Source organism: Campylobacter gracilis (assembly GCF_018374135.1).
GTDB lineage: Bacteria > Campylobacterota > Campylobacteria > Campylobacterales > Campylobacteraceae > Campylobacter_B > Campylobacter_B gracilis_A.
Genome location: NZ_JAHAFS010000015.1, coordinates 1 through 20,672 on the forward strand (window position 1 = coordinate 1; position 20,672 = coordinate 20,672).

General features: G+C 49.7%; 16 protein-coding genes and 1 tRNA gene. 7 read left to right on the forward strand and 10 right to left on the reverse strand.

Features of this window, described 5'->3' with window-relative positions:
• Window positions 1-251 precede the first annotated feature (251 nt).
• From KH703_RS07720 to KH703_RS07750, 7 genes are all read right to left on the reverse strand, one after another.
• Window positions 252-327: transfer RNA gene (locus KH703_RS07720), tRNA-Val, on the reverse strand.
• Between the two features lie 161 nt (window positions 328-488).
• Window positions 489-1,241, reverse strand: a complete 753-nt coding sequence (locus KH703_RS07725) for a DUF3137 domain-containing protein (RefSeq protein ID WP_304295316.1) — start codon at window positions 1,239-1,241, stop codon at window positions 489-491.
• Window positions 1,226-1,681 carry a hypothetical protein gene (locus KH703_RS07730; protein ID WP_304295317.1) on the reverse strand — a complete coding sequence of 152 codons (456 nt, stop codon included), beginning with the start codon at window positions 1,679-1,681 and terminating at the stop codon, window positions 1,226-1,228. Before KH703_RS07730 ends, KH703_RS07725 begins: the two co-directional genes overlap by 16 nt.
• Window positions 1,682-1,868: 187 nt before the next feature.
• Complete coding sequence (dxr, locus tag KH703_RS07735; protein ID WP_304295318.1) at window positions 1,869-2,954, reverse strand: 1-deoxy-D-xylulose-5-phosphate reductoisomerase; 1,086 nt, start codon at window positions 2,952-2,954, stop codon at window positions 1,869-1,871.
• The gene (locus tag KH703_RS07740) at window positions 2,948-3,712 is read right to left on the reverse strand and encodes a phosphatidate cytidylyltransferase (protein ID WP_005872778.1); all 765 of its coding nucleotides are present in this window, start codon (window positions 3,710-3,712) and stop codon (window positions 2,948-2,950) included. The genes dxr and KH703_RS07740 overlap by 7 nt, the downstream gene beginning before the upstream one ends.
• A 49-nt stretch (window positions 3,713-3,761) precedes the next feature.
• Window positions 3,762-5,084, reverse strand: coding sequence for an NFACT RNA binding domain-containing protein (locus KH703_RS07745; RefSeq protein WP_304295319.1), 1,323 nt, complete (start codon window positions 5,082-5,084; stop codon window positions 3,762-3,764).
• A 5-nt stretch (window positions 5,085-5,089) separates the two neighbouring features.
• Window positions 5,090-5,614 (reverse strand): nitroreductase family protein, encoded by a 525-nt coding sequence (locus tag KH703_RS07750; RefSeq protein ID WP_304295320.1) that lies wholly within the window; start codon window positions 5,612-5,614, stop codon window positions 5,090-5,092.
• A gap of 97 nt (window positions 5,615-5,711) precedes the next feature.
• Here KH703_RS07750 and KH703_RS07755 point away from each other — a divergent pair, with 97 nt between their 5' ends.
• Window positions 5,712-6,977, forward strand: a complete 1,266-nt coding sequence (locus tag KH703_RS07755) for a 3-isopropylmalate dehydratase large subunit (RefSeq protein WP_304295321.1) — start codon at window positions 5,712-5,714, stop codon at window positions 6,975-6,977.
• A 555-nt stretch (window positions 6,978-7,532) separates the two neighbouring features.
• Here KH703_RS07755 and ilvD read toward each other — a convergent pair.
• Window positions 7,533-9,206, reverse strand: coding sequence for a dihydroxy-acid dehydratase (gene ilvD / locus KH703_RS07760; protein WP_304295322.1), 1,674 nt, complete (start codon window positions 9,204-9,206; stop codon window positions 7,533-7,535).
• Window positions 9,207-9,398: 192 nt separating this feature from the next.
• Here ilvD and KH703_RS07765 point away from each other — a divergent pair, with 192 nt between their 5' ends.
• From KH703_RS07765 to KH703_RS07785, 5 genes are all read left to right on the forward strand, one after another.
• Window positions 9,399-10,358, forward strand: coding sequence for an ABC transporter substrate-binding protein (locus KH703_RS07765; RefSeq protein ID WP_304295323.1), 960 nt, complete (start codon window positions 9,399-9,401; stop codon window positions 10,356-10,358).
• Window positions 10,352-11,149 (forward strand): ABC transporter permease, encoded by a 798-nt coding sequence (locus tag KH703_RS07770; protein WP_304295324.1) that lies wholly within the window; start codon window positions 10,352-10,354, stop codon window positions 11,147-11,149. The genes KH703_RS07765 and KH703_RS07770 overlap by 7 nt, the downstream gene beginning before the upstream one ends.
• Window positions 11,149-11,838, forward strand: coding sequence for an ATP-binding cassette domain-containing protein (locus KH703_RS07775; protein ID WP_304295325.1), 690 nt, complete (start codon window positions 11,149-11,151; stop codon window positions 11,836-11,838). The genes KH703_RS07770 and KH703_RS07775 overlap by 1 nt, the downstream gene beginning before the upstream one ends.
• Window positions 11,831-14,617, forward strand: coding sequence for an NnrS family protein (locus KH703_RS07780; protein WP_304295326.1), 2,787 nt, complete (start codon window positions 11,831-11,833; stop codon window positions 14,615-14,617). Before KH703_RS07775 ends, KH703_RS07780 begins: the two co-directional genes overlap by 8 nt.
• Before the next feature lie 66 nt (window positions 14,618-14,683).
• Window positions 14,684-15,013: a cupin domain-containing protein gene (locus tag KH703_RS07785; protein WP_291939008.1), complete on the forward strand. Its 330-nt coding sequence runs from the start codon at window positions 14,684-14,686 to the stop codon at window positions 15,011-15,013.
• 535 nt (window positions 15,014-15,548) lie between these two features.
• Here the strand turns inward: KH703_RS07785 and recJ are convergent.
• Both recJ and KH703_RS07795 read right to left on the reverse strand, forming a co-directional pair.
• Window positions 15,549-17,129: a single-stranded-DNA-specific exonuclease RecJ gene (gene recJ, locus KH703_RS07790; protein WP_304295327.1), complete on the reverse strand. Its 1,581-nt coding sequence runs from the start codon at window positions 17,127-17,129 to the stop codon at window positions 15,549-15,551.
• Window positions 17,119-18,750 (reverse strand): CTP synthase, encoded by a 1,632-nt coding sequence (locus KH703_RS07795; RefSeq protein ID WP_304295328.1) that lies wholly within the window; start codon window positions 18,748-18,750, stop codon window positions 17,119-17,121. The genes recJ and KH703_RS07795 overlap by 11 nt, the downstream gene beginning before the upstream one ends.
• 137 nt (window positions 18,751-18,887) lie before the next feature.
• Between KH703_RS07795 and KH703_RS07800 the strand changes: the two genes are divergently transcribed.
• Window positions 18,888-20,336 carry a DUF945 family protein gene (locus tag KH703_RS07800; protein ID WP_304295329.1) on the forward strand — a complete coding sequence of 483 codons (1,449 nt, stop codon included), beginning with the start codon at window positions 18,888-18,890 and terminating at the stop codon, window positions 20,334-20,336.
• The last annotated feature ends 336 nt before the right edge of the window (window positions 20,337-20,672 follow it).

Here is a 20,672-nt window from a genome sequence, read left to right on the forward strand (position 1 = left end):
GTACCAGTTTTGTATGAGTTTTAGATTATTCATTGCTCCTCCTTTAATTTTATAAATTTTAAAATTCTCGATTTGTTAGGCTTTGATATTGCAATTGAAAGGCCCCTAATAAAACACTTATTTTTTGGAAGTAATTAGATTACAAACAAAAATAAAAGGAAAGAAAAATAATCGTGATGCAAGATAGGCACCTATATATGGGAATTAAAAAGAAGTAAAAAGAAGTGATTAAAACTTAAAGATAGCTTAAATGGTGGTCCCGATTGGACTCGAACCAACGACTTCCACCATGTCAAGGTGACACTCTACCAACTGAGTTACGGGGCCAAAAAGAAACGGCAGTATATCAAAAAAATCTCTCAATAGCAAGCAAATTTTAACTTTTCGTGAAATTCCGCCGAAATTCTATACAAGATTTCGCCGCGACGTAAAACCCCGTCGAATTCTACGCGAAATTTCACGATATTGCCGAAACCCCGCGCGAAATTCTATCCCGCTACTAAAATTTGCAATCCCACGCGGAATTTCATCCCATTACTAAAATTTCGCAATCCCGCGTGAAATTTTATCGCGCTTGCACGACGCTCGCGTGTTTCGCCCCAGCAGCCTATTCTGCTCCACTTTGTTTTATCTAGTCGCTTTGCTTCACCCCGCCTCGTTTCATCTACTCGCCTTGCCTTGCCCTGTCTTATTTTGCTCGCTCGCCTCGCTCCGCCTTGCACCTGGCTAAGACGTCTAAATTTTTCATTCAGCTTTAAAATTTTTACGATTTGCAGCATCGCGTCCAGATCCGCCTTGATATCCTTTGCGATGCGGGCATTAAGTATCGGCTGATCCAGGCTCGGCTCGAAACTATCGGCGCCTCGAGCTATCGCGATGTAAATTTTATTTTGCTTGAAGCTCAGCGAGATATTCGATTTCACGAGCTGTTTAAGAGATAAAATTTTCTCCATCAGCGCGGGCGTCAGAACATACATAACCGTCATTGCGTCGTTTGCATAAATCGTAAAATTTTGATTGAAGTCCGCGTTATCTATCGGGATTTCGCGACCACCCAGTAGTTTGTGCCGCAACTCGGACGGCGGCAGTGTCGTATTCGAGAAGACAAAAACGTCGGAACGGATTTTTTTATTAAAATTTGCCACGAAAAAGGGTCCTTCGAAAAATGCGGCATAATTATTTTTAAAAATAAATGGAATTCCCGTACCGACATCCTTTTCCAGCCTTATGTCGCAAAACATAAATCCACTCCGTCCACGTTCGCGCAAACCAGATCATCCGCGCGAAATCTATCAAATCCGTCAAATATCTCGCTTGCCCTTACCTCTTTTTCCTGAAAAAGTGCGCCCATTTTATACGAAAAGCCCAGGCTCTCGATATAGGGCTTGAGATAAAGCTCTTTGTAGCGCATCAAAAATCGCTCGGTTTTGCGCTCGAAAATCCACTCGTAAAATTCATCTCTCGTACTGATTATTGCTAAAATAGACGCGACTAAAAGAAATAAACTTTCTACGCTGAGATCGAGTTTTGGAAAATTAAGAAAGATGATTATCAATGCGAGCGCAAGCATAGGACCGAAAACCGCAAACGCTACGAGATAACTTAAAATTTTCCAAAGCTTGCGACTTTTCTTAAGCCGTTTGCGCTGCTTTTCTAACTCTATGACGGTTTTAATATCCACGCCCAACCTCTAATTATTAAATTTAATGGCGCAACTTTACGGCACAGCATAAATCTGCGCCCGATACGGCGCAATAGGCGCACGCTGTTTTAGAGCCGCTAAATTTTACGGCTGCTTGCGCGAGCCGTGCGCAGTGAAATTTGCCGCCAAGCTCAACTTGTAGCATAAATCCCGTGATTGGAAAAACTTATTTCAGCAGTTCGTTTGCATACGCTCGTACGCTCGCATCCACCGCTACAAGCGCTTCTGCATCCGTCACGCTAGGCGAGTTAAATTTCTCCACGCACTTTAGCACGACACGCGCAATGTCGGTGAAGCGGCACCGCTGCTGCAAAAACGCATTTACGCCCGCTTCGTTCGCGGCGTTGATGACGACGCCGAGATCGGGGTTTGCTAACAGCGCGTCTTTGAGGGTAAAGATTTGAAATTTCATCTCGTCGATCGGCTTAAATTCTATCGGTCGTAGCGCGTACAGATCCACGGGCGCAGTGATCTGCTCCCGTACGTCACCGCCAAGCAGCGCGTGCGCGATAGCTAGGCGCATGTCAGCCCTGCTAATATGCGCCGTCGTGGAGCCGTCTGCGAATTCGACCAGCGCGTGGATCTGCGAGGTGCGCTCGATAAGCGCATCGATCTCGCGCGTGCCGTAGAGCCAAAACGCCTCGATCACCTCAAAGAGCTTATTCGCCATCGTGGCGCTGTCGATCGTGATCTTCGCGCCCATCTTCCAGTTGGGGTGCTTGAGGGCGTTTTGCGGCGTGAGCGAACCCAGCTGCGTTAGCGGCACGTCATAAAACGCGCCGCCGCTAGCCGTGATGATTAGGCGCGAAACGGGGATTTTGGCATTGCTAAGTAAAAATTTCAGTCCGAAATGCTCGCTGTCGATCGGGTAAATTTTATCCGTTTGCAGAAATTTCCCGCCGACGACGAGGCTTTCTTTGTTGGCGAGACACAGCCTCTTTCCGAGCTCTTGGGTTTTTAGACTAGGCATCATACCCGCAAAGCCTACAAGAGCGTTTACCACGGTCGTGCTTTTGCACTCTGCAAGCATTTGCAAAATTCCATCCGCGCCGCAAAATACGCGCTCGTGATCTACCTCGCTTTTCTGCTGTGCGTCCGCGATACAGACGAACTTTGGGTGAAATTTTGCGATCTGTTCGTTTAAAAGCTTGATATTGCGCCCGCAGCTAAGCGCTTCGATCATACTGCCGCTGCGAGCGGCTACGTCTAGGGTGTTTGTGCCGATAGAGCCCGTGGAACCTAAAACTACCATGAATAGACTATCGCCATCGCGATCGCGCCGAACATATAGCCGTCGATGCGGTCTAAGATCCCGCCGTGCCCGGGAAAGAGCGCGCCGCTATCTTTAAGACCCGCCGCGCGTTTTAGGTAGCTCTCAAACAGATCACCGAATACGCCAAAAATTGCTATGATGATGGTTTTTCCTAAAATTTCAAGCGGCGGCATATTGGTAAAGATGCGCGCATAAATGAGGCTAACGATAAGCGCGAGTGCAAGACCACCTAGCACGCCTTCTACGGTTTTATTCGGCGAGCTAGCGCTTAGCGGAGTTTTGCCGAAGGCTCTTCCGATAAAATATGCGCCGCTATCGCTAGCTACGATAATAAAGATCAGCCAAACGAAGTGAAAAACTTCCCCGAAATCATCATAAGCCGCCCACATAAAAAATATCGGCGCAACGGGATAGATAAAAGGAAGCGTGATCTTTAGGCTAGGGCCCTTGGTAAAGGCCACGACAGAGGCGACGCATAGGATCATCAGGATGCTAACTTTTAGTGCTGAGACGAAAGGCTCATCGGTCTGCGTAAATGGTAGCAGCGCAAAAAACGCGATTGCTAGCGCGAGCCACTTTTTGCTAGTTTCCTCCAGACCCCATAACTTGAGGCTTTCAAAAAATGCAAGCACGAGTATCAGCGCAAATACGGCGAAATTTAGCCACCTGGCGTTTATAAGAATTAGAGCTAAAAATACGGCGAGTAAAATGCTTGCCGTGATTATTCTTTGCTTCATAGAATTTCCTTGGAATTTATTTTGAATAATTATACTGCAAGCTCGCTTATTACGGCTTTAAAACGCTGATTGTTTTAAAATTTACGTAGTTTACGAAAGCACCTTCGTTGATTTTGACATTTTGACGTTTGGTGTAATCGACGAGATATTTTCCGCTGCCGCTTGCACTGAAGCTAACGCAAATTTTAGCGGCGAATTCGATCACCTCTTCGCTTAGACTTTGTTTATTTGTCTTTACGATGACGTGGGCGCTTGGAATATCCTTAAGATGAAACCAATAGTCGGATTTGGAGCTATTTTTTAGTAAGAACTCATTGCCTTTTTCGTTTTTACCGACGCTTATTTTAAAACCCCCGAGATAAAAGCTCGCTACATATTCGCTATTTTTTTCCTTGCTTTTTTGCCTAGTTTGCGTGCGCTTAGGCATTAGAATTTCGATCTCGTGTGCATCCTGTGTGGCAAGAATGAGCGATTTTAAATTCTCATAAAACGCGAGTTTCTCCTTTAAATTTTGCTCTTCGATATGTATATTTGCAGCCTTTTGGCGCAGACGCTTTGCCTCGGAGTAAAGCTCGCCCAAAGCGGCGCTTGCAGGTTTTTGCAGCTTAAATTCTACCGCTTGAGCGTTTCTGTTTTGCAGCGTAAATTCTCGCGCGCTGGTTGGAATTTTATAGATATTTTCCTTTAGCAAGGCAGCTTTTGCACTTAAAAGCTCGGCGCTTCGCAGTAGTTCGGCGCTGCTTTGCAAAGAGCTTAGAGCTTCGTGCACCGAGTCTAGCTTTTTATTTAGTGCCGTGATTTTTGCTGATTTGAGTGAGTTTAAGCGATCCGCATTTAGCGCGTTAAATTCCGCGCGAAAAAATGTCCTAAAGTCCGAAATTTTTGGCACGGGGGCTTCTTTAATATTTGCAGGCGGCAGATGACGGAGTTTTCTTCCTACCTTGATCTGTCTAAATTCCGTTTCGAAGTGCCGCAGTGCCTCTAAAATCACATCGTTTTCATCGGTGATTATTACGTTGGTAAATCGCCCGGTAAATTCGAAGTAGATATTTGAGCTTTGGGTTTTGTAGATTGCGTTTTGGCTTACGCTAAGGCATAGAATTCTATTATTTTCTGGCACGCTAACGGAAGTGATGCGCGATTTTACGAAGCGCTTAGCAAGTAGCACGTCAAAGGGCGCCGCGTAAACCTTACCTTCGGTAAAAGCGTCATTTTCGTGGATATTGCAGCCTGATTTATTCATATCAAAAAACAGCGTCTCGTCGCCGTCGAAGCAAACTTTAAAAAGGTTATCTCCTACGCGTTTAATGTGCGAAAGGAAGCGTTTGGCGCGTAGATACTCGCAAATTTGAATTAAATTTTGATACTTCATACGCGTTAAAATTTCTCTTTGTGGATTTTGCTTAAATTTAGCTTCTGCAGATCGTGCGGGCTCGGGCTGCGCTGCGGTATGCCGAGGGCTAATATCGCTTCTGCTTTGAAATTTGGCGGAAAGCCCAGCGCCTCGCGCAAAAACTCCTCGCAGTTGCGTCCGTCCGCAGCGGCGCGCAATCTTACCTGCACCCAGCAGCTGCCAAGATTTAGCGCGCTTGCGGCAAGGTGCATGTAGCCTAGCGCTACCGAGCAGTCTTCGATCCAGACGTCTTGCTTCTGCTCATCTGCGATCACGACGATCGCGGCCGCGGCCTGTTTTAGCATATCCGCTCCGCTGCTGCGGCACGCGCTTAGCCGTTCAAGCATTCGTTTGTCGCGCACGAGGATGAATTCCCACGGGCGGAGCGCGCGTCCCGACGGCGCAAGCAGGCCCGCTTTTAAAATTTTATCCAGCGCCTCGTCCTCAAGCGGCCCCTGTGCGTATTTTCTTACGCTTCTGCGGTTTGCAAAAATATCTAAAATTTCCATCGTCTCGCTCCTTGCGGCTCAATTATACATAAAATTGCAAAAATTTATGATTTTTTAGCTAAAATCGCGCAAATTTAACCGATACGAAGGAGATTTTATGAAGCAGACGATCACGGAGAAAATTTTTAGCGAGCACGTGGGTGAGGCGGTTTTTGCGGGGCAGATCATCGAAAGCGCCATTGATATGGTCATCGGCAACGACATCACGACGCCGATTTCTATCAAGCAGTTTGAGCTTAGTGGCGCAAAAAAGCTCGCCAACCCGGACGGCTTTGCGATCGTGATGGATCACTATATCCCTACGAAGGATATTTTGAGCGCAAACCAAGCTAAAATTTCACGCGAGTTTGCTTACAAGCACGATTTGAAAAACTATTTCGACGAAAAGGATATGGGTATCGAGCACGCGCTGATGCCTGAAAAGGGGCTCGTAGTGCCCGGCGACGTCATCATCGGCGCGGACAGCCACACCTGTACCCACGGCGCGCTGGGGGCCTTTGCGACGGGCATGGGCAGCACCGATCTAGCTTTCGCGATGATAACGGGCAAGAATTGGTTCAAAGTGCCGCCTACGATTAAAGTGATCTTTTGCGGCAAGCCCGCACCGCACATCTACGGCAAGGATCTGATCCTAGAAGTGATCCGCCTTATCGGCGTGGACGGCGCGCGCTACAAGGCTTTGGAGTTCTGCGGCGACGCGCTGGAGCATCTGGATATGGATAGCAGATTTTCGCTTTGCAATATGGCGATCGAAGCGGGCGGCAAGAGCGGTATCGTCGCGGTCGATGAGATCACGAAGGAATTTTTGGCGGATAAAAGCTTACGCGCCGAGCCGAAATTTCACTACTCTGACGAGGGCGCGAACTATGAGCAAATTTTAGAAATCGACGTTAGCAAGCTTGATCCGGTGATCGCGTATCCATTCCTGCCTAGCAACGGCAAGAGCGTGCGCGAGGCGGTGCGCGATGACATCGCCGTCGATCAGGTCTTTATCGGTAGCTGCACCAACGGCAGGCTCTCCGATCTGCGGATCGCCGCGCAAATTTTAAAAGGTCGCAAGGTCGCGCGCAAAACCCGCCTCATCATCACGCCTGCGACGCAAAAGATCGCCTTGGCCGCGCAAAAAGAGGGGCTGTGGGATATTTTCGTCGAGGCGGGCGCAGTCGTGAGCAACCCGACCTGCGGCGCGTGCCTGGGCGGCTATATGGGGATTTTGGGCGTGGGCGAGCGCTGCGTAAGCACGACAAATCGAAATTTCGTCGGCCGCATGGGCGATAGAACGAGCGAAGTGTATCTGGCAAACTCCGCCGTCGCCGCAGCTAGCGCCGTCGCAGGCAAGATCGCCGACCCAAGGGATTTGTAAATTTAGAAAGCCGCCTTTTATTTTCAATTCGCTTGCGTCGTAAATTTTGGGCATAAACGGAAGAATTCTGGTGGCACTCTAGGACTTGGCGAGTAGAATAATAGATGACAAGAGCAGCTGGCTTTTTTGTTGAAATTTTGCGGCAAAATTTCACCTCGTCATCTACAAAATTTCACTATTAAAATTCCGCTTTCACCCACCGCGAGGCTTTGTTATTAAAACCTTGCGGATTTTAAATACCACTATCGGCGTAATCACGTAAATTTTGAAATTCTACTTGGCAGAGTTTTACTTTAACAAGTACGTTAGAGTAAAATTTATACTTAAAAATGCCAACGTGCAGAGTTTAAATTTAGGTTTCCGCTTCGCTCGGCTTGTTTGCGTAATAAGTAAAATTTCAAATAAATATCCCATTGGCGCCTACATTGATACGCACCAAGCGTTCGCTTAGGTTAAATTTTTAAAATTTAGAGCCGAAAGCCTACGCGTAAATTTAATAAAACCGCCGTAAGTTTTGCTCAAATTTACGGCGGCGTATTTAAAATTTAAGACGCCTTACGCCTCCAAAATCGCTCCGTTGCTAGCGTTCGTTACCAGCTTGCGATACATTCGCAGCCAGCGGTACGGCAGCGGTTTTTCGATCGGCTTAAATTTAGCTCTGCGCTCTGCGATCTCGGCTTCGCTTAGGCGCACGTTTATCGCGTACGTATCCACGTCGATGTCGATGATATCGCCGTCCTCTAGCAATCCGATCATGCCGCCCTCGGCAGCTTCGGGGCTCACGTGCCCGACGCTTAGTCCCCTCGTCGCGCCGCTAAATCTGCCGTCCGTGATGAGAGCCACGTCCGCACCCAGCCCTCGCCCCATGATTAGGCTCGTTGGGCTTAGCATCTCCTGCATGCCCGGACCTCCGCGCGGCCCTTCGTAGCGGATGACGACCACGTCGCCTTTGTTTACCTTGCCGCTTGAGATCCCTTCTATCGCTTCGTCTTGGCTGTTAAAGCAGATCGCCTTGCCGCTAAATTTGCGCTCGCCGATGATGCCCGCAGTCTTGATGACGCAGCCCTGCTCGGCTAAATTTCCAAATAAAATCGCCAGCCCGCCGACCTGCGAGTAGGCGTTTTCGACCTTGCGGATGACCGATTCGTCTTTTATGGCGCTAGCTCCGACGCGCTCGCCTAGGCTCTCGCCCGTGACCGTCGGCGCGCCTAAGTCCAGCAGTCCGTTGTCGCGGCGCGAAATTTCGTTTATCACGGCGCTTAGGCCGCCCGCGCGGTCGATGTCCTCCATATGCACGTTTGGTAGGCTCGGGCTGATTTTGGCGATATGCGCGATCTTGCGGCTGATCTCGTTGAGCCCTGCGATCTGTAAATTTACCCCAGCTTCGCGCGCGATAGCCAGGATATGCAGCACGGTGTTGCTGCTGCCGCCCATCGCCATATCGACTACGAGGGCGTTTTGGATCGATTTTTCGTTCACGATGTTGCGGATTTTGTATTTTTCATCGAGCGCGATTTGGCAGATGCGACGTCCAGCCTGCCTGATAAGCTCCTCGCGCTCCGGCGTAAGCGCCGGTACGGTGCCGTTACCTTTTAGCGCGATACCCATCGCTTCGCACAGCGTATTCATCGAGTTTGCCGTAAACATCCCCGAGCAGCTGCCTCCGCTCGGACAGGCGGCGCACTCGATCTCTTTTAGCTCCTCGGCGCTGATCTCTTTGGTTTCAAATTTACCCACCGCCTCAAACGCCGTAGATAGGTCGATCGGCTCGCCTTTTTTAGTGTAGCCCTTTTTCATCGGGCCGCCGCTAACAAAAACCGTCGGCACGTTCACGCGAAGCGCGCCCATTACCATGCCGGGTACGATTTTATCGCAGTTTGGCATGCAGACGAGAGCGTCCAGGGCGTGCGCATTCATAACCGTTTCGATCGAGTTTGCGATGAGCTCGCGGCTAGGTAGGCTATAAAGCATCCCGCTATGCCCCATCGCGATGCCGTCGTCCACGCCGATGCAATTAAACTCAAACGGCACGCAGCCGTTTTTGCGGATCTCGTCTTTTAAAATTTCGGAGTATTTGTTGAGGAAAAAGTGCCCCGGGATGATCTCGATAAAGCTATTTGCTACGCCGATAAATGGCTTTTCAAAGTCCTCGTCCTTTAGCCCTGTCGCTCTTAACAAGCTTCTGTGCGGCGCGCGCGTATAGCCTTTTTTGATGATGTCGCTTCTCATTTTATGTCCTTGAATTGAAATTTTCTCCATTTTAGCATAAAATTTTACCGCTGCGGGACGTTTTGAATTTTGCGCATTAAAATTTAAAACCGGACTATTGAGCTTAATCAAACCGAATCACTCCTGTTTTTGATATAATTGCACATCGATTATCAAAATCTTGCCGTTTGGCAGGAATGAAAAGAGGAGAAGATGCAAAGAAGAAATTTCTTAAAACTAACGTCCGCGTTGGCGGCTAGCGGGCTTGCTAGCCCTCTTTTTGCAAAGGAGGCCTTCGCTATCTACGGCGCGCCCGCGATGCCTAGCCTCATCATCGGCGTTGCGTGCATGCAGGGGCAGATCGGCAAAAAATACGACGCCAGGCTTGAGCTTTGGCGCGATCCCGATCAGCTGCGCGCGGGCGTGGCAAACGGCGAGTACAAGGTTATGATGAGCCCGAGCAACGTGGGGGTGAACCTCGCAAATCAAGGGCGCAAGATTGGCATGGTAAATATCCTCACCGAGGGGCTAAATTTCGTGATGAGCAAGGGCGAGAAGATAACGGAATTTGCTCAGCTGAAGGGCAAAAAGATCGTCATGCCTTTTAAAAACGATATGCTAGACATCATCGTGCGAGCCATAGCGAAAAAGCAGGGCATTAGCGGGCTAAACATCGACTACACCGCCAGCCCCGCAGAGAGCGCGCAGCTGTTTTTGGCCAAGGACTACGACATCGCGATCACGGTCGAGCCGCTAGCAAGCGCTATGGTCCTGAAGGGCAAAAAATCGGGCATCGACGTGCAGCGAGGGGCAAATTTAAGCGATATGTGGGCGCAGGCGTTTTCAGCAAAGTCCGTCATCCCGCAAGCGGGCATCATCGCAGATACCGATTTTTACGCCGCGAAAAAGGCGGATTTTGAAATTTTAAATGCCGATTTGACAGACGCGCTTGCGTGGATCAAAGCGAACAAACAAAGCGCCGCCGCGATCGGAACGAATTTCTTTCCTGCGCCGCCGCCTGCAATATTTATGAGCATCGATACGTCGAATTTGTGCGTCAAAAAGCCTAGCGAGATCAAGGACGAGCTTTTGAAATTTTATGAAATTCTGATGGAATTTAACCCCAAGCTCATCGGCGGCGCGATGCCTAAGGACGAGTTTTTTCTATGTTAAAAATCGATAAAATTCGCAAAGCCCAAAACCCCGCGTTTTACGTCATAGACTATCTGTGGGGCGGCTTTGCGAGCTTGGGCGCGGTATGCTTTTTTATAGCCGTCTGGCAGGTGGCGAGCGAGGCTTACGGGCCGCTCATTCTTCCCCAGCCCGCGGCTGTTTTTTCTAAAGCGTGCGAAATTTTAAAAAATTTCGCCGCAAACGATCTAGCTCTGTCGCTTAAGCGCGCGCTTGCAGGCACCTTCCTCGCGCTTTTTGCGGGGATTTGCAGCGGGCTTGCGGCTGGGTATTTTAAAAGCCTGCGAGCCTTTTTAAACCCGCTAATTACCGTGCTTCTTTCGACGCCGCCTATCGTTTGGATCGTACTTGCGATATTTTGGTTTCATTTCGGCGATACAAGCGTGCTTTTTACCGTCGTTATCGTCGTCGCGCCGATGACTTTTGCGTCCGCGGCGCAGGCGATGGCTAGCGTGAGCACCGAATACACCGAGCTTTTCGACAGCTACAAAAGCTCAATTTTAAAAAAACTGCGCTACCTCTACGCGCCGCACCTGATCGAGCGGCTGCTTCCCGCGATTTACGTCGCGGTCAGCAACGGCGCGAAGGTGCTTGTGATGGCGGAGCTTTTGGGCGCGAACGACGGCATCGGCGCAAAGATAGCCGAAGCGCGCGTAAATATCGATACGGTCGAGGTTATGGCGTATGTGTGCCTAGTCATAGCCTTTACGGCGCTTTTCGATTATCTCGTGACCAAGCCGCTTGAAATTTTACTGATGCCGTGGAGCAGATGATGCTAAAAATTTCAAATCTGCGCTATGAAATTCTGCGCGACGTTATAATTTCCGATTTTTCGCTGCAGCTGCGCGAGGGCGCAGTAAAGACGCTTTTTGGCCCCAGCGGCTGCGGCAAGACCTCGCTTTTGCGGCTGGTCTGCGGGCTGGAGGATAAAAAAAGCGGGCAGATCGAAAACGGCTTTAAAAAAATCAGCTTTTTGTTTCAAGAAAACCGCCTGCTGCCGAACCTCACGGCGCTTAAAAATATCGAAATTTTTAGCCCCGCGGGCGTGAACGAAATTTACGCCCTTGCCGCGAAGATCGGGCTAAGCCCGAGCGATCTGAATAAATTCCCGCGCGAGCTAAGCGGCGGCATGCAAAAGCGTACGGCGTTTTTGCGCACGATCCTTAGCGGCTGTGATCTGGCGCTGCTTGATGAGCCGTTTGTAGGTCTAGATCGCGATCTGCGCGGCGTGCTGATCGAAATTTTAGTTTCAAAGATCGAGCGCGAGGGGCTTGCCTGCCTTTTGGTGACCCACGACCGCTTCGAAGCCACACGTCTAAGCCACGAGATCATAGAGCTTGAGCCCAAAGGGATGGGGCTTAGGCGCGTCGTGAGCCTGGACGAGCCGCTAAGCGCGCGCGACGAGCGGTACGAAGAGCGCGTGGTAAGCGAACAGTTTGGGGGAGTGAGCTATTATGAGTAGAAATTTTATCTTTAATGCGCGCAAACAGGGAGGTTCCGCACGAAATTTAAACTTACGTTGTGGCCCAGACGCGAGCAAGCGAAGATTTGGTGCGTATCGCGATCCATGCGTGTGCAATCACGGGCGTTTGCCGAGCGCTAGATGCGACGATCTAGGCATACGCAGACACGGGCTCTTACAAAGTACTATATGTCGCGATTTCGGCGCGGGCGGACACAGGTTCTTGCAGGACACCGGGCGCCGTGGTTTTGCCGTACCGAAATACGAACTGCGCAGCCATGCGAACTACGATTATAGTGCGAGCGTGCTCTTGAATGGCGCAGTGTGCTGCGGTTTTGTAGCACAAAATTCGACGAAATTTAGCAGCGATACATACTGCGGCTCTAGCGCGAGTGCCATCTTGCGACGCAGCTCTAGCACGAACGGCCGTTTGCAATCTAGTATGAGCGGACGCTCGCAGCGCAACTTCAATGCAGGCGTTTGCTTACGGCGCGTTGGCACGAAGCAGGGCGTCCATTTGTACTGCAAATTTGGCGCGAACCGAGACGCCTTTCCGCGTTGCGGTTTTGATGCATGCAGATTGAGCGCCTACCGCTCGCTGTTTTGCGATGCAAGTGGGCTAGGTAGCGAGCGAAATCCCGCTCTAGGCACGTTTTGTGCGGTGCGGAATTTTTTAAATTTACACGACGCGCGCGATTTTAAGAATTTTGATCCCGTAAATTTGAAGAAATTTAACCTCGCCGCCTCGCAATTTGTAAATTTAAAAAAGCAAATCCGCGCCGATAAAGATTCCGATAAGAGCGCCGAGCCGCGCAATTTGACTGGTTTTGGGCGCGAGACCCGGGTGCTGCGTAGACTAGGCTCTGAAAGTAAAATTCTCGCGACGCACGGATTTCTCTCTGAGGGCGCGGTCGGTGCGCCGTGCGGACCCGACCTCGGATACAGAAATTGCGAATTTGCGCAAAATTTCAAACGTTTCGCCCCTGATTTCGCAGAAAATTTTAAAGATTTTACTTGGAGCTTGGAAGCCGAGCCCGCGCAAAATTGTAAAAATTCCGCTCGCGGCAGGGAAGCCGGGTCTATGCAAGGCTTCGGGAATTCGGACCGAAATTTTGAGCCAAGTTTCTCGCAGAGCGTCAAAAATTACGACCGAAATCTTGAGCCGAAATTCCCGCAGAGTACTAAGAATTTCAAGCAAAATTTCGAGCTAGATCTCTTACAGAGAGTTGGGGACTCCGAGCAGAATCTTTCGCAGAGTGTCAAAAAATCCGATCGAAATTTGGAGGCGGAGCCTGCGCGAGGATTTAAAAATCAAAATTCCGCTCAGGACTTCTCGCGGGATGGTAAAAATTCCGAACGGAATTTATTGCTAAGCTTCTTGCAAAGCGTTAAAAGCTCCGATCAAAGTCAAAATTTCAAATCCGCCCGCGCGCAAAGCTTCAAATATCGAAATTTCGCGCAGGATTTCTTGCAAAGCGGCGGAAGCGCCGAGCCGAGTTCTGTTCAAAACTTCTCGCAAAGCATTAAAAATTCCGATCGGAATTTTAAGACCAATTCCACGCAAAATGGAACCGAGCCTGTTTCGCCGCAGGAGCTCAAAAATTCCGAGCCGTGCCCGGCGCAGCGGCAAGAGCTAGGCTTTTACGCGCCTAAATTTAAAGACGAGCGCGCGAGGAATTTTTTCTCCCATCCGATGCGCGCCTTCGTTCTTTGCGCCTGCTTTTTTGCGGCGCTGGGCGCGCTTAGCTTCCTAGCGCCGGATGCGCTGGCGATCGATTATGTCGGCGCTCATAAGTTTTACTTTCTATTTTTGGCGCCTTCGTGCATCTACGCGGCGTTTTTGCTTACCGCGCTGCCCGATTGGACGAACTTCGAGGGTTCGCTAAAGCCCGTTTCGCTCGCCTTTGCCGCCTGCCTGATCGCGGCTTTTATCGCGAGCTTTTTAAATTTACGGCTTGCAGCGGCGATTGTCGCGCTGTTTTGGGCGATATTTTTCATCTTTGCGGCATGGCTTTTGTGGCTGGATAAAAACTCGAATAATTTGAGCATCCTGGCGGTCTTAGCGGCGTTTTGCGCCTGCTCTGCGGCCTACGGCGCGAGCGCGGATGAGAAGTTTTTGCTTAGCTTCGTGCATATCAACGTCGCGGCAATCGCCGTCGTAAGCTACCGCATAAGCGTAGTTATCGGCAACGAAGCGCTAAGAGAGGGCGGGCTGAAGGACGCCGTTTTTATTCCAAATTTTATCTACAAAAATTTAGCCGCTTTCCTCGCCTTCGCTTTGGCGCTCGCGACGCCCTTTTTAAGCGAGGCGACGTGCGGGTTTATCGCGCTTGGCATCGGGCTTTTGTTTTTGGCGAAACTTCGCGAGCTGCACTACGTAGAAATTCTAAGCCGCCACTATATGGCGTTTTACTACGCGTTGCAGGCTGCGTGCGCGGCGGGCTATGCGTGGTTGGGCTGGGAGCTGATACGCGGGGGATACGCTGCCGCGCCGCTGCACGTCATCGCGATCTGCTATATGTATGGAGCGATACTATTCGTAGGAATGATCGCCGGCCAGCGCCACAGCGGAATTTCGCCGCTAAACTTCCCGCGCCTAAGCCGCGCGGCGCTCGTTTTAGCTCTACTCGCGGGGGTTTTAAGAGCCGTTTTTGCGGGCGAGAGCTTTATTTTATACGTGATGATCCCCTCGGCGCTTTTCATCGCCGCGGTCGCGCTATATCTGATAAATTTCGTCCCGATCTTTCTGAAAAATCCTTTCAGCGCGGATCCGGATTGATGCTCATCAAAGCGAGCTTGCTAAATTTTAGCTACAATCGATCAAATTTCATTTCAAGGAGAGCTTATGCAACACATCAAAAATATCGACGCCGCTAAGGCCGTAGAGCTTGCTTCGCTAGTCGAAGTATCCCCTCATAAGGTGATTTCGCGCACTCTCGCGCAAAATCCTGCGCTGAATATGACGCTTTTTGCCTTCGACGGCGGCGAGGAGATCAGCTCGCACAAATCCGACGGCGACGCGTTCGTTTATGTGCTTGAGGGGGAGGGCGATTTCACGATCGACGGGCAGAAGCACCGCGTAAAAGCGGGGCAAAGCATCGTAATGCCTGCGGGCTTGCCGCACGCGATCTTCGCGCCGGTGCCGTTTAAGTGGTTTTTAGTGGTGGTTTTTTAGCCTCTAAGTTTAAGGGCGGGTCAAATTTTAAAATTTAGCCCGCCCGCCGCTTCATAAAATTTTATCCGAAATTCCATTTGCAGGGCCCTTCTGTCTGTTTCAGACCGCCCCCGCTCGCCCTCGCAAAATTTTAAAATTTCAAAAACGTTTAAATTTTACTTTTACCGCGCCCAAAAATTTCGTCTGTTTTGCAAACCGTGCGGGAGCTGAAAATAACGCATCGCGTTTGCGCGCCGTGCCGAGCCCCGAAATCGCACGCTTGAGCTCGCATCGCAAGTCAAATCCATAGCTCGCGCGTTAAATTTCAAAGTCGCGCCGAGCATGCAAATGCGCGCCAAGCTAGTCGAGCAGATAGGCGCTGTAATAGGGCAATGCGCCGGGCGTGCAATACATATCGGGCGATTAGAGCAGATGGACGCTGTAGTAGGGCAAACCCGCCGAGTGCGCAATGTGCGCCGAACTCGTAGATCGAGAGTTAAATTTACAGGCCGTGTCCGGCGCGAAATGTACGCCAAGCCGGCCTAAATTTTAAAATTTAGCTTTCGCTCGGGGTTAGCTCCTTGATGATGAGCTCTGGCGTGATCGTGCCGCGGAAGTTGTTTTTGCTAATCGTAAAGATCGCGTCCACTCGCTCGCCGGCGTGCGGCAAAAAGTCGTAGTTAAAAAACAGCGCCTCGACGCTGCCGCCGTTTTTATCAAGCGCCATTTTGATATGCTTGCCCTCCTTGCCGATCTCCCTGATATTGCGGGCGCGCGCGCCTTTGATACAAAAGAGCGGGCGCGGATTTTTCTGCCCGTACGGCTCGTAAAATTCTAAAATTTCAAGCAGCTCAAAGTCTATCTGCGACGCGTCCAGCTCGCCCAGTAGATCGTCTTGCGCGCTAAAATCGCTCAGGTCTTTGGGCGTAATGCGCTCATTTACGCGCCGCTTAAACTCCTGAAGTAGCGCAGGATCGATCCCCACGCCCGCAGCGCCTTTATGTCCGCCGAAGGTCGTTAAAATTTCGCTTTGCGAGGAGATCAGCTCTAAAATGTCAAATTTACCGATACTGCGTGCGCTTCCTTTAGCGCGCGAGTCGCTCACGCTAAAGACGATCGCGGGCTTTTTGTAGGTCTTGCTTAGGCGGCTTGCGACGATGCCGATGATCCCTTCGTGCCACTGCGGACCCCACACGACGATGACGTTGTCGCTCGGATCGACGCTTTTTACGATCTCGTCGTAGAGGTTTTTCTCCTCCTCTTTGCGCGAGTTGTTGATCGAATTTATCGTCTCTAGGTAGTGGTTTGCCTCTCTGATATTTTTGGCGCATAAAAAGTTATACGACATCGTCGCATCGTCCATCCGCCCCGTGCAGTTAATTAGCGGCGCGATCGTGTAGCTGATATCGTCAAATTCGAAGTGTTTTTTGAAATAATGCTCCTTGATCGCCTTGAAGCAGGCGCGGTTCGAACTATTTAGCCGCTTGATGCCGAAGCGCAAAAGCGCGCGGTTCATATCGCGCAGCTCCATCATATCGGCGATTATGGCGATGATGAGGATATCCATCGAGCTTGCCATATCGTAGTTCACGCCGAGGGTTTCTTTTAGCGCGCCTACGAGATACCACGCCACCTGCGCGCCGCAAATTTCGATATTTGGGAAGGTGCAATCGGGCTGCTTCGGATTGATTATCGCATAAGCTCTGGGCAGCACGGGCGGAGGCATGTGATGATCGGTGATGATGAGATCGATCCCCTTTTGCGCGCAAATTTCGGCGGCTTCCGTCGCGGAGGTGCCGTTATCTACGGTGATGATGAGATCCACATCCTCAAGCTCGCCTATGATCTCGCTGTTTAGCCCGTATCCGTCGGTGAAGCGGTTCGGGATCTTGATAACGTAATCCGCGCCTATTTGATTGAAAAAATCGCTCATTATGACGGTGCTTACGATACCGTCGACGTCGTAATCGCCGACTACGGCTATGCGCTGGTTTTCTTCGATGGCAGTTTTTATGCGCAAAGCCGCCTTATAGGTATCCTTCAGCTCGCAAGGTAAGGGAATTTCAGAAATTTTATTGTGTCGATCGCCCGCAAATCTCGATTTTAAAATTTCCCTTATCTCATTTTTACCTAGCATTTTTTATAGATGCTTCGATAAAGCCCAAAATAGCGGGATTTGGGCGCACTAAACGGCTAGTAAATTCCGGGTGAAACTGCACGCCCAGAAAAAACGGATGGTTTTTTAGCTCGACCGCTTCGATAAGCCCGTCGCTCTCGCCGCAGACGATAAGACCGTGCTTTTCAAACTCGGCGCGGTACTTCGGATTGGCTTCGTAGCGGTGGCGGTGGCGCTCGCGGATGGTTTTTTGCTCGCCGTAAATTTTACCCAAAAGCGAGCCCTTTTTGACATCGCAGTCATAGCCGCCCAGCCGCATAGTGCCGCCCATAGGGGATTTGTGCGTGCGGATCTGCTTTTTGCCGCTCGCGTCGATAAAGCTGTCGATGAGGTAGATCACCGGATCTTCGGTCTGCGGGTCAAATTCCGAGGAGTTGGCGTTTTTCAGTTTTAAGACGTTGCGCGCAAACTCCACCATCGCAAGCTGCATCCCGAGGCAAATGCCCAAAAATGGCACCTTATGCACCCGCGCGTAGTTTATGGCTAAAATTTTACCCTCTATCCCGCGCGAGCCGAAGCCGCCCGCGACCAAAATTCCGTTTACGTCGCGGAAAATTTCATCCACATTTGCAGCTTCAATTTTTTCGCTATCTACCCACTTTAAGCTTATCCGTGTATCAAGTGTCGCGCCCGCGTGGATGATCCCCTCGGTGAGGGATTTATAGCTTTCTTTCAGATCGATATATTTGCCGACGAAGGCGATCGTGGTTTCGTTCGTAGGCACGATGACGCGCTTAACTAGGCTGTCCCAGTTGCTCATATCTACTTCGAGCTTGTTTAAGTTTAAAGTCTCCGCGATCGGCGTTAAAATATCCTGTTTCAAAAACGCAAGCGGGATCTGATAGATGCTCGCGCTATCGGGGCTTTCGATGACGCAGTTTTTATCCACGCCGCAGCTTAGCGCGATCTTATCTTTAAGCGCGCGATTTAGCGGCATTTCGGAGCGGCAGATTATCATATCGGGGCTGATACCGATGCGGCGCAGCTCGCCTACGCTGTGCTGCGTGGGCTTGGTTTTGAGCTCGCCTGCTACCTTGATGAAAGGCACGAGCGTGAGGTGGATATTCATCGTATTTACCCTACCAAGCTCCACTCTCATCGCGCGGATTGCCTCTAAAAAGGGCAGTCCCTCGATGTCGCCCACGGTGCCGCCGATCTCGACGATCAGCACGTCGTTGCCCTCGCCTGCCTTTTTTATGCGGCGCACGATCTCGCCTACGATGTGAGGGATCACCTGTATCGTCTTGCCCAGATAATCGCCCCTGCGCTCCTTTTCGATGACGGAGCTGTAAACTTTGCCCGTGGTGAAGTTGTTGTCTTGGCTTAAATTTTCATCCAAGAACCGCTCATAGTGCCCCAAATCCAGATCGGTCTCCGCGCCGTCGTCGGTGACGAAAACCTCTCCGTGCTCCAGCGGACTCATGGTGCCGGGATCGACGTTGATATAGGGATCCGCCTTTAGGATGCGCACTTTAAGCCCCGCGTGCTTTAAAAGCGTCGCGATCGACGCCGCCGCAATGCCCTTACCCAGCGAGCTCAGCACTCCGCCGGTGACGAAAATATATTTCGTTTGCTTTGCCATAGGTTTTCCTAAATTTTGATATTAATGCCGCGATTATAACTTCTTTTAGGTTAAAGCACACTAAGCTAGAATTTGAAAATTTTAGAAATTTACGGCAAAATACGACCCAAATAAATTTTAAATTTAAAGGAGAGATGATGAAAAAGATCATCGCGGCTTTAGTGGTCATCGTAGCGCTTATAGTGGGCGTTTTTGTAGCGACAAAGGACGCTAAAACGGGCGTAGCTAAAAGTGTAAACGATAGCATAACCAAAACGGTTGACGGTGCGGTCGGCAAGAGTGCCAGCGCGGCGATTGAGCAGCAGATTGCAGAATTTATCGCTAGAAACGAAATTTTCGAGACTAAAAGCGCTAAATTTTATCCTGGAGATAGCAACTCAAGTGGCTTTATCGAGGGCGTAGTAAAAAAAGAGAAACTACAAAAAAGCCTTGCCGAGGGCTTTAGCAAGCTAAAGGAAAAAGCAGGCGCGCAAGATAGCAACGATACGGACGAGCCGGATCCTGCTAAAATTTTCCCGGAGGATTTTGCTTTTCGCTATGACTACACTATCAAGCATAGTGTAAAAAACGCTGCGGATGGATTTGAGAGCGACGGAATTTTAACGATTAAGACGCCATATTACGCGGAGCCTTGCAAGAAGCTGTTTAAGACTGACGCGCCGCTTAGCACGCATCTAAACTACGGACCTACAGAGGTTAAATTTAGCGCAAAGCTAGCCGATATAAATGTGCTCGAAGATGGCGGAATAGGACGTCTTGCAGGCCTTAGCCTAAACGGCACGAGCGATATGAGCGGAAAAACGATAAAAGCCTTGGGCTTTAAAATCGGTGAAATTTTTATAGACGACGGCAAGGATTCGGGTCTTGATATGAAGGATCTTATCTATGAGGCAAACTTTAAAAACGGCATCCAAGATCTAGACGACAATATAACCAAGCTCTTTTTAAATGACATAGATTTTGCAGGCAGCACAAAAGAGCTAGTCGTAACTGTAGATAAGCAGCGCTTCGTCGTAGTTACGGATATGAGCACAGAAGGTAGCTACCGTGTAAAAGATGGAATTTTAAATTTCAACGAAAGCGATAAAGCCCAAAGCCTAAAAATCGCCGACGTGCTAGTGCGAAACATCCATTTGGGCGTCGATACCAGCTTTAGCGCCGCACTTTTCGAAAAATATCTGTCTGTTATCTCAAATCCGCAAGAAGGCGAAAAATTAGCGGAAAATAAAGAGCTTTTTATGAAGCTGCTAAAAGATGATATGAAAATCAACGTGAATGATTTTTCGTTTGAAAATAGCCTCGGCAAGAAATTTGCTTTTAACGCAAGCGCGCTATTAGGCGGCTACATCGATGAGACGCAGCTTTTTAAGCGTATGAGCTTGGATGGCAAAGCTACGATAAATACGACCATCACGGACTTCCTATCGCCTTATGACAGCTTGCGCGATTTTGCGCCGATGGCGGAAGTTTACGGCTCGCAGTTTCTTAAGCCAGACGGAGATGGGGTTAAGATGGAGTTTAGCTTCGATAAAGCAAGCAACTCTATGATCTTAAACGGAAAGCCTATCCCACTACCGCACAATTAAATTTTAAAGCTTTGCGAGCAAATTTTAAATCCGCTTGCAAAGCTCTTTTTGTTTCTTGCTTTTTCGGCGCAGAATTTCGCAAAGCTTCGCGTAAATTTTTACCTGCATAATTTCGCAGCGGCGCCATAAAATTCCGCTCAAATTTTACCGCATCGTTTCCGCCCACTTCGCTAAATTTGAAAATTTACAAGCCAAAATCTCATACCTACAATGACAGATAGACTTAAGCAATTTTGGCTATAATGCGCGACTTTGCAGCGCAGCTAGCGTAAATTTAAAAGACGGCGGATTTGAGGCATTTATTGCGCCGCCTCTTTTGACGACGTATTTTATGTT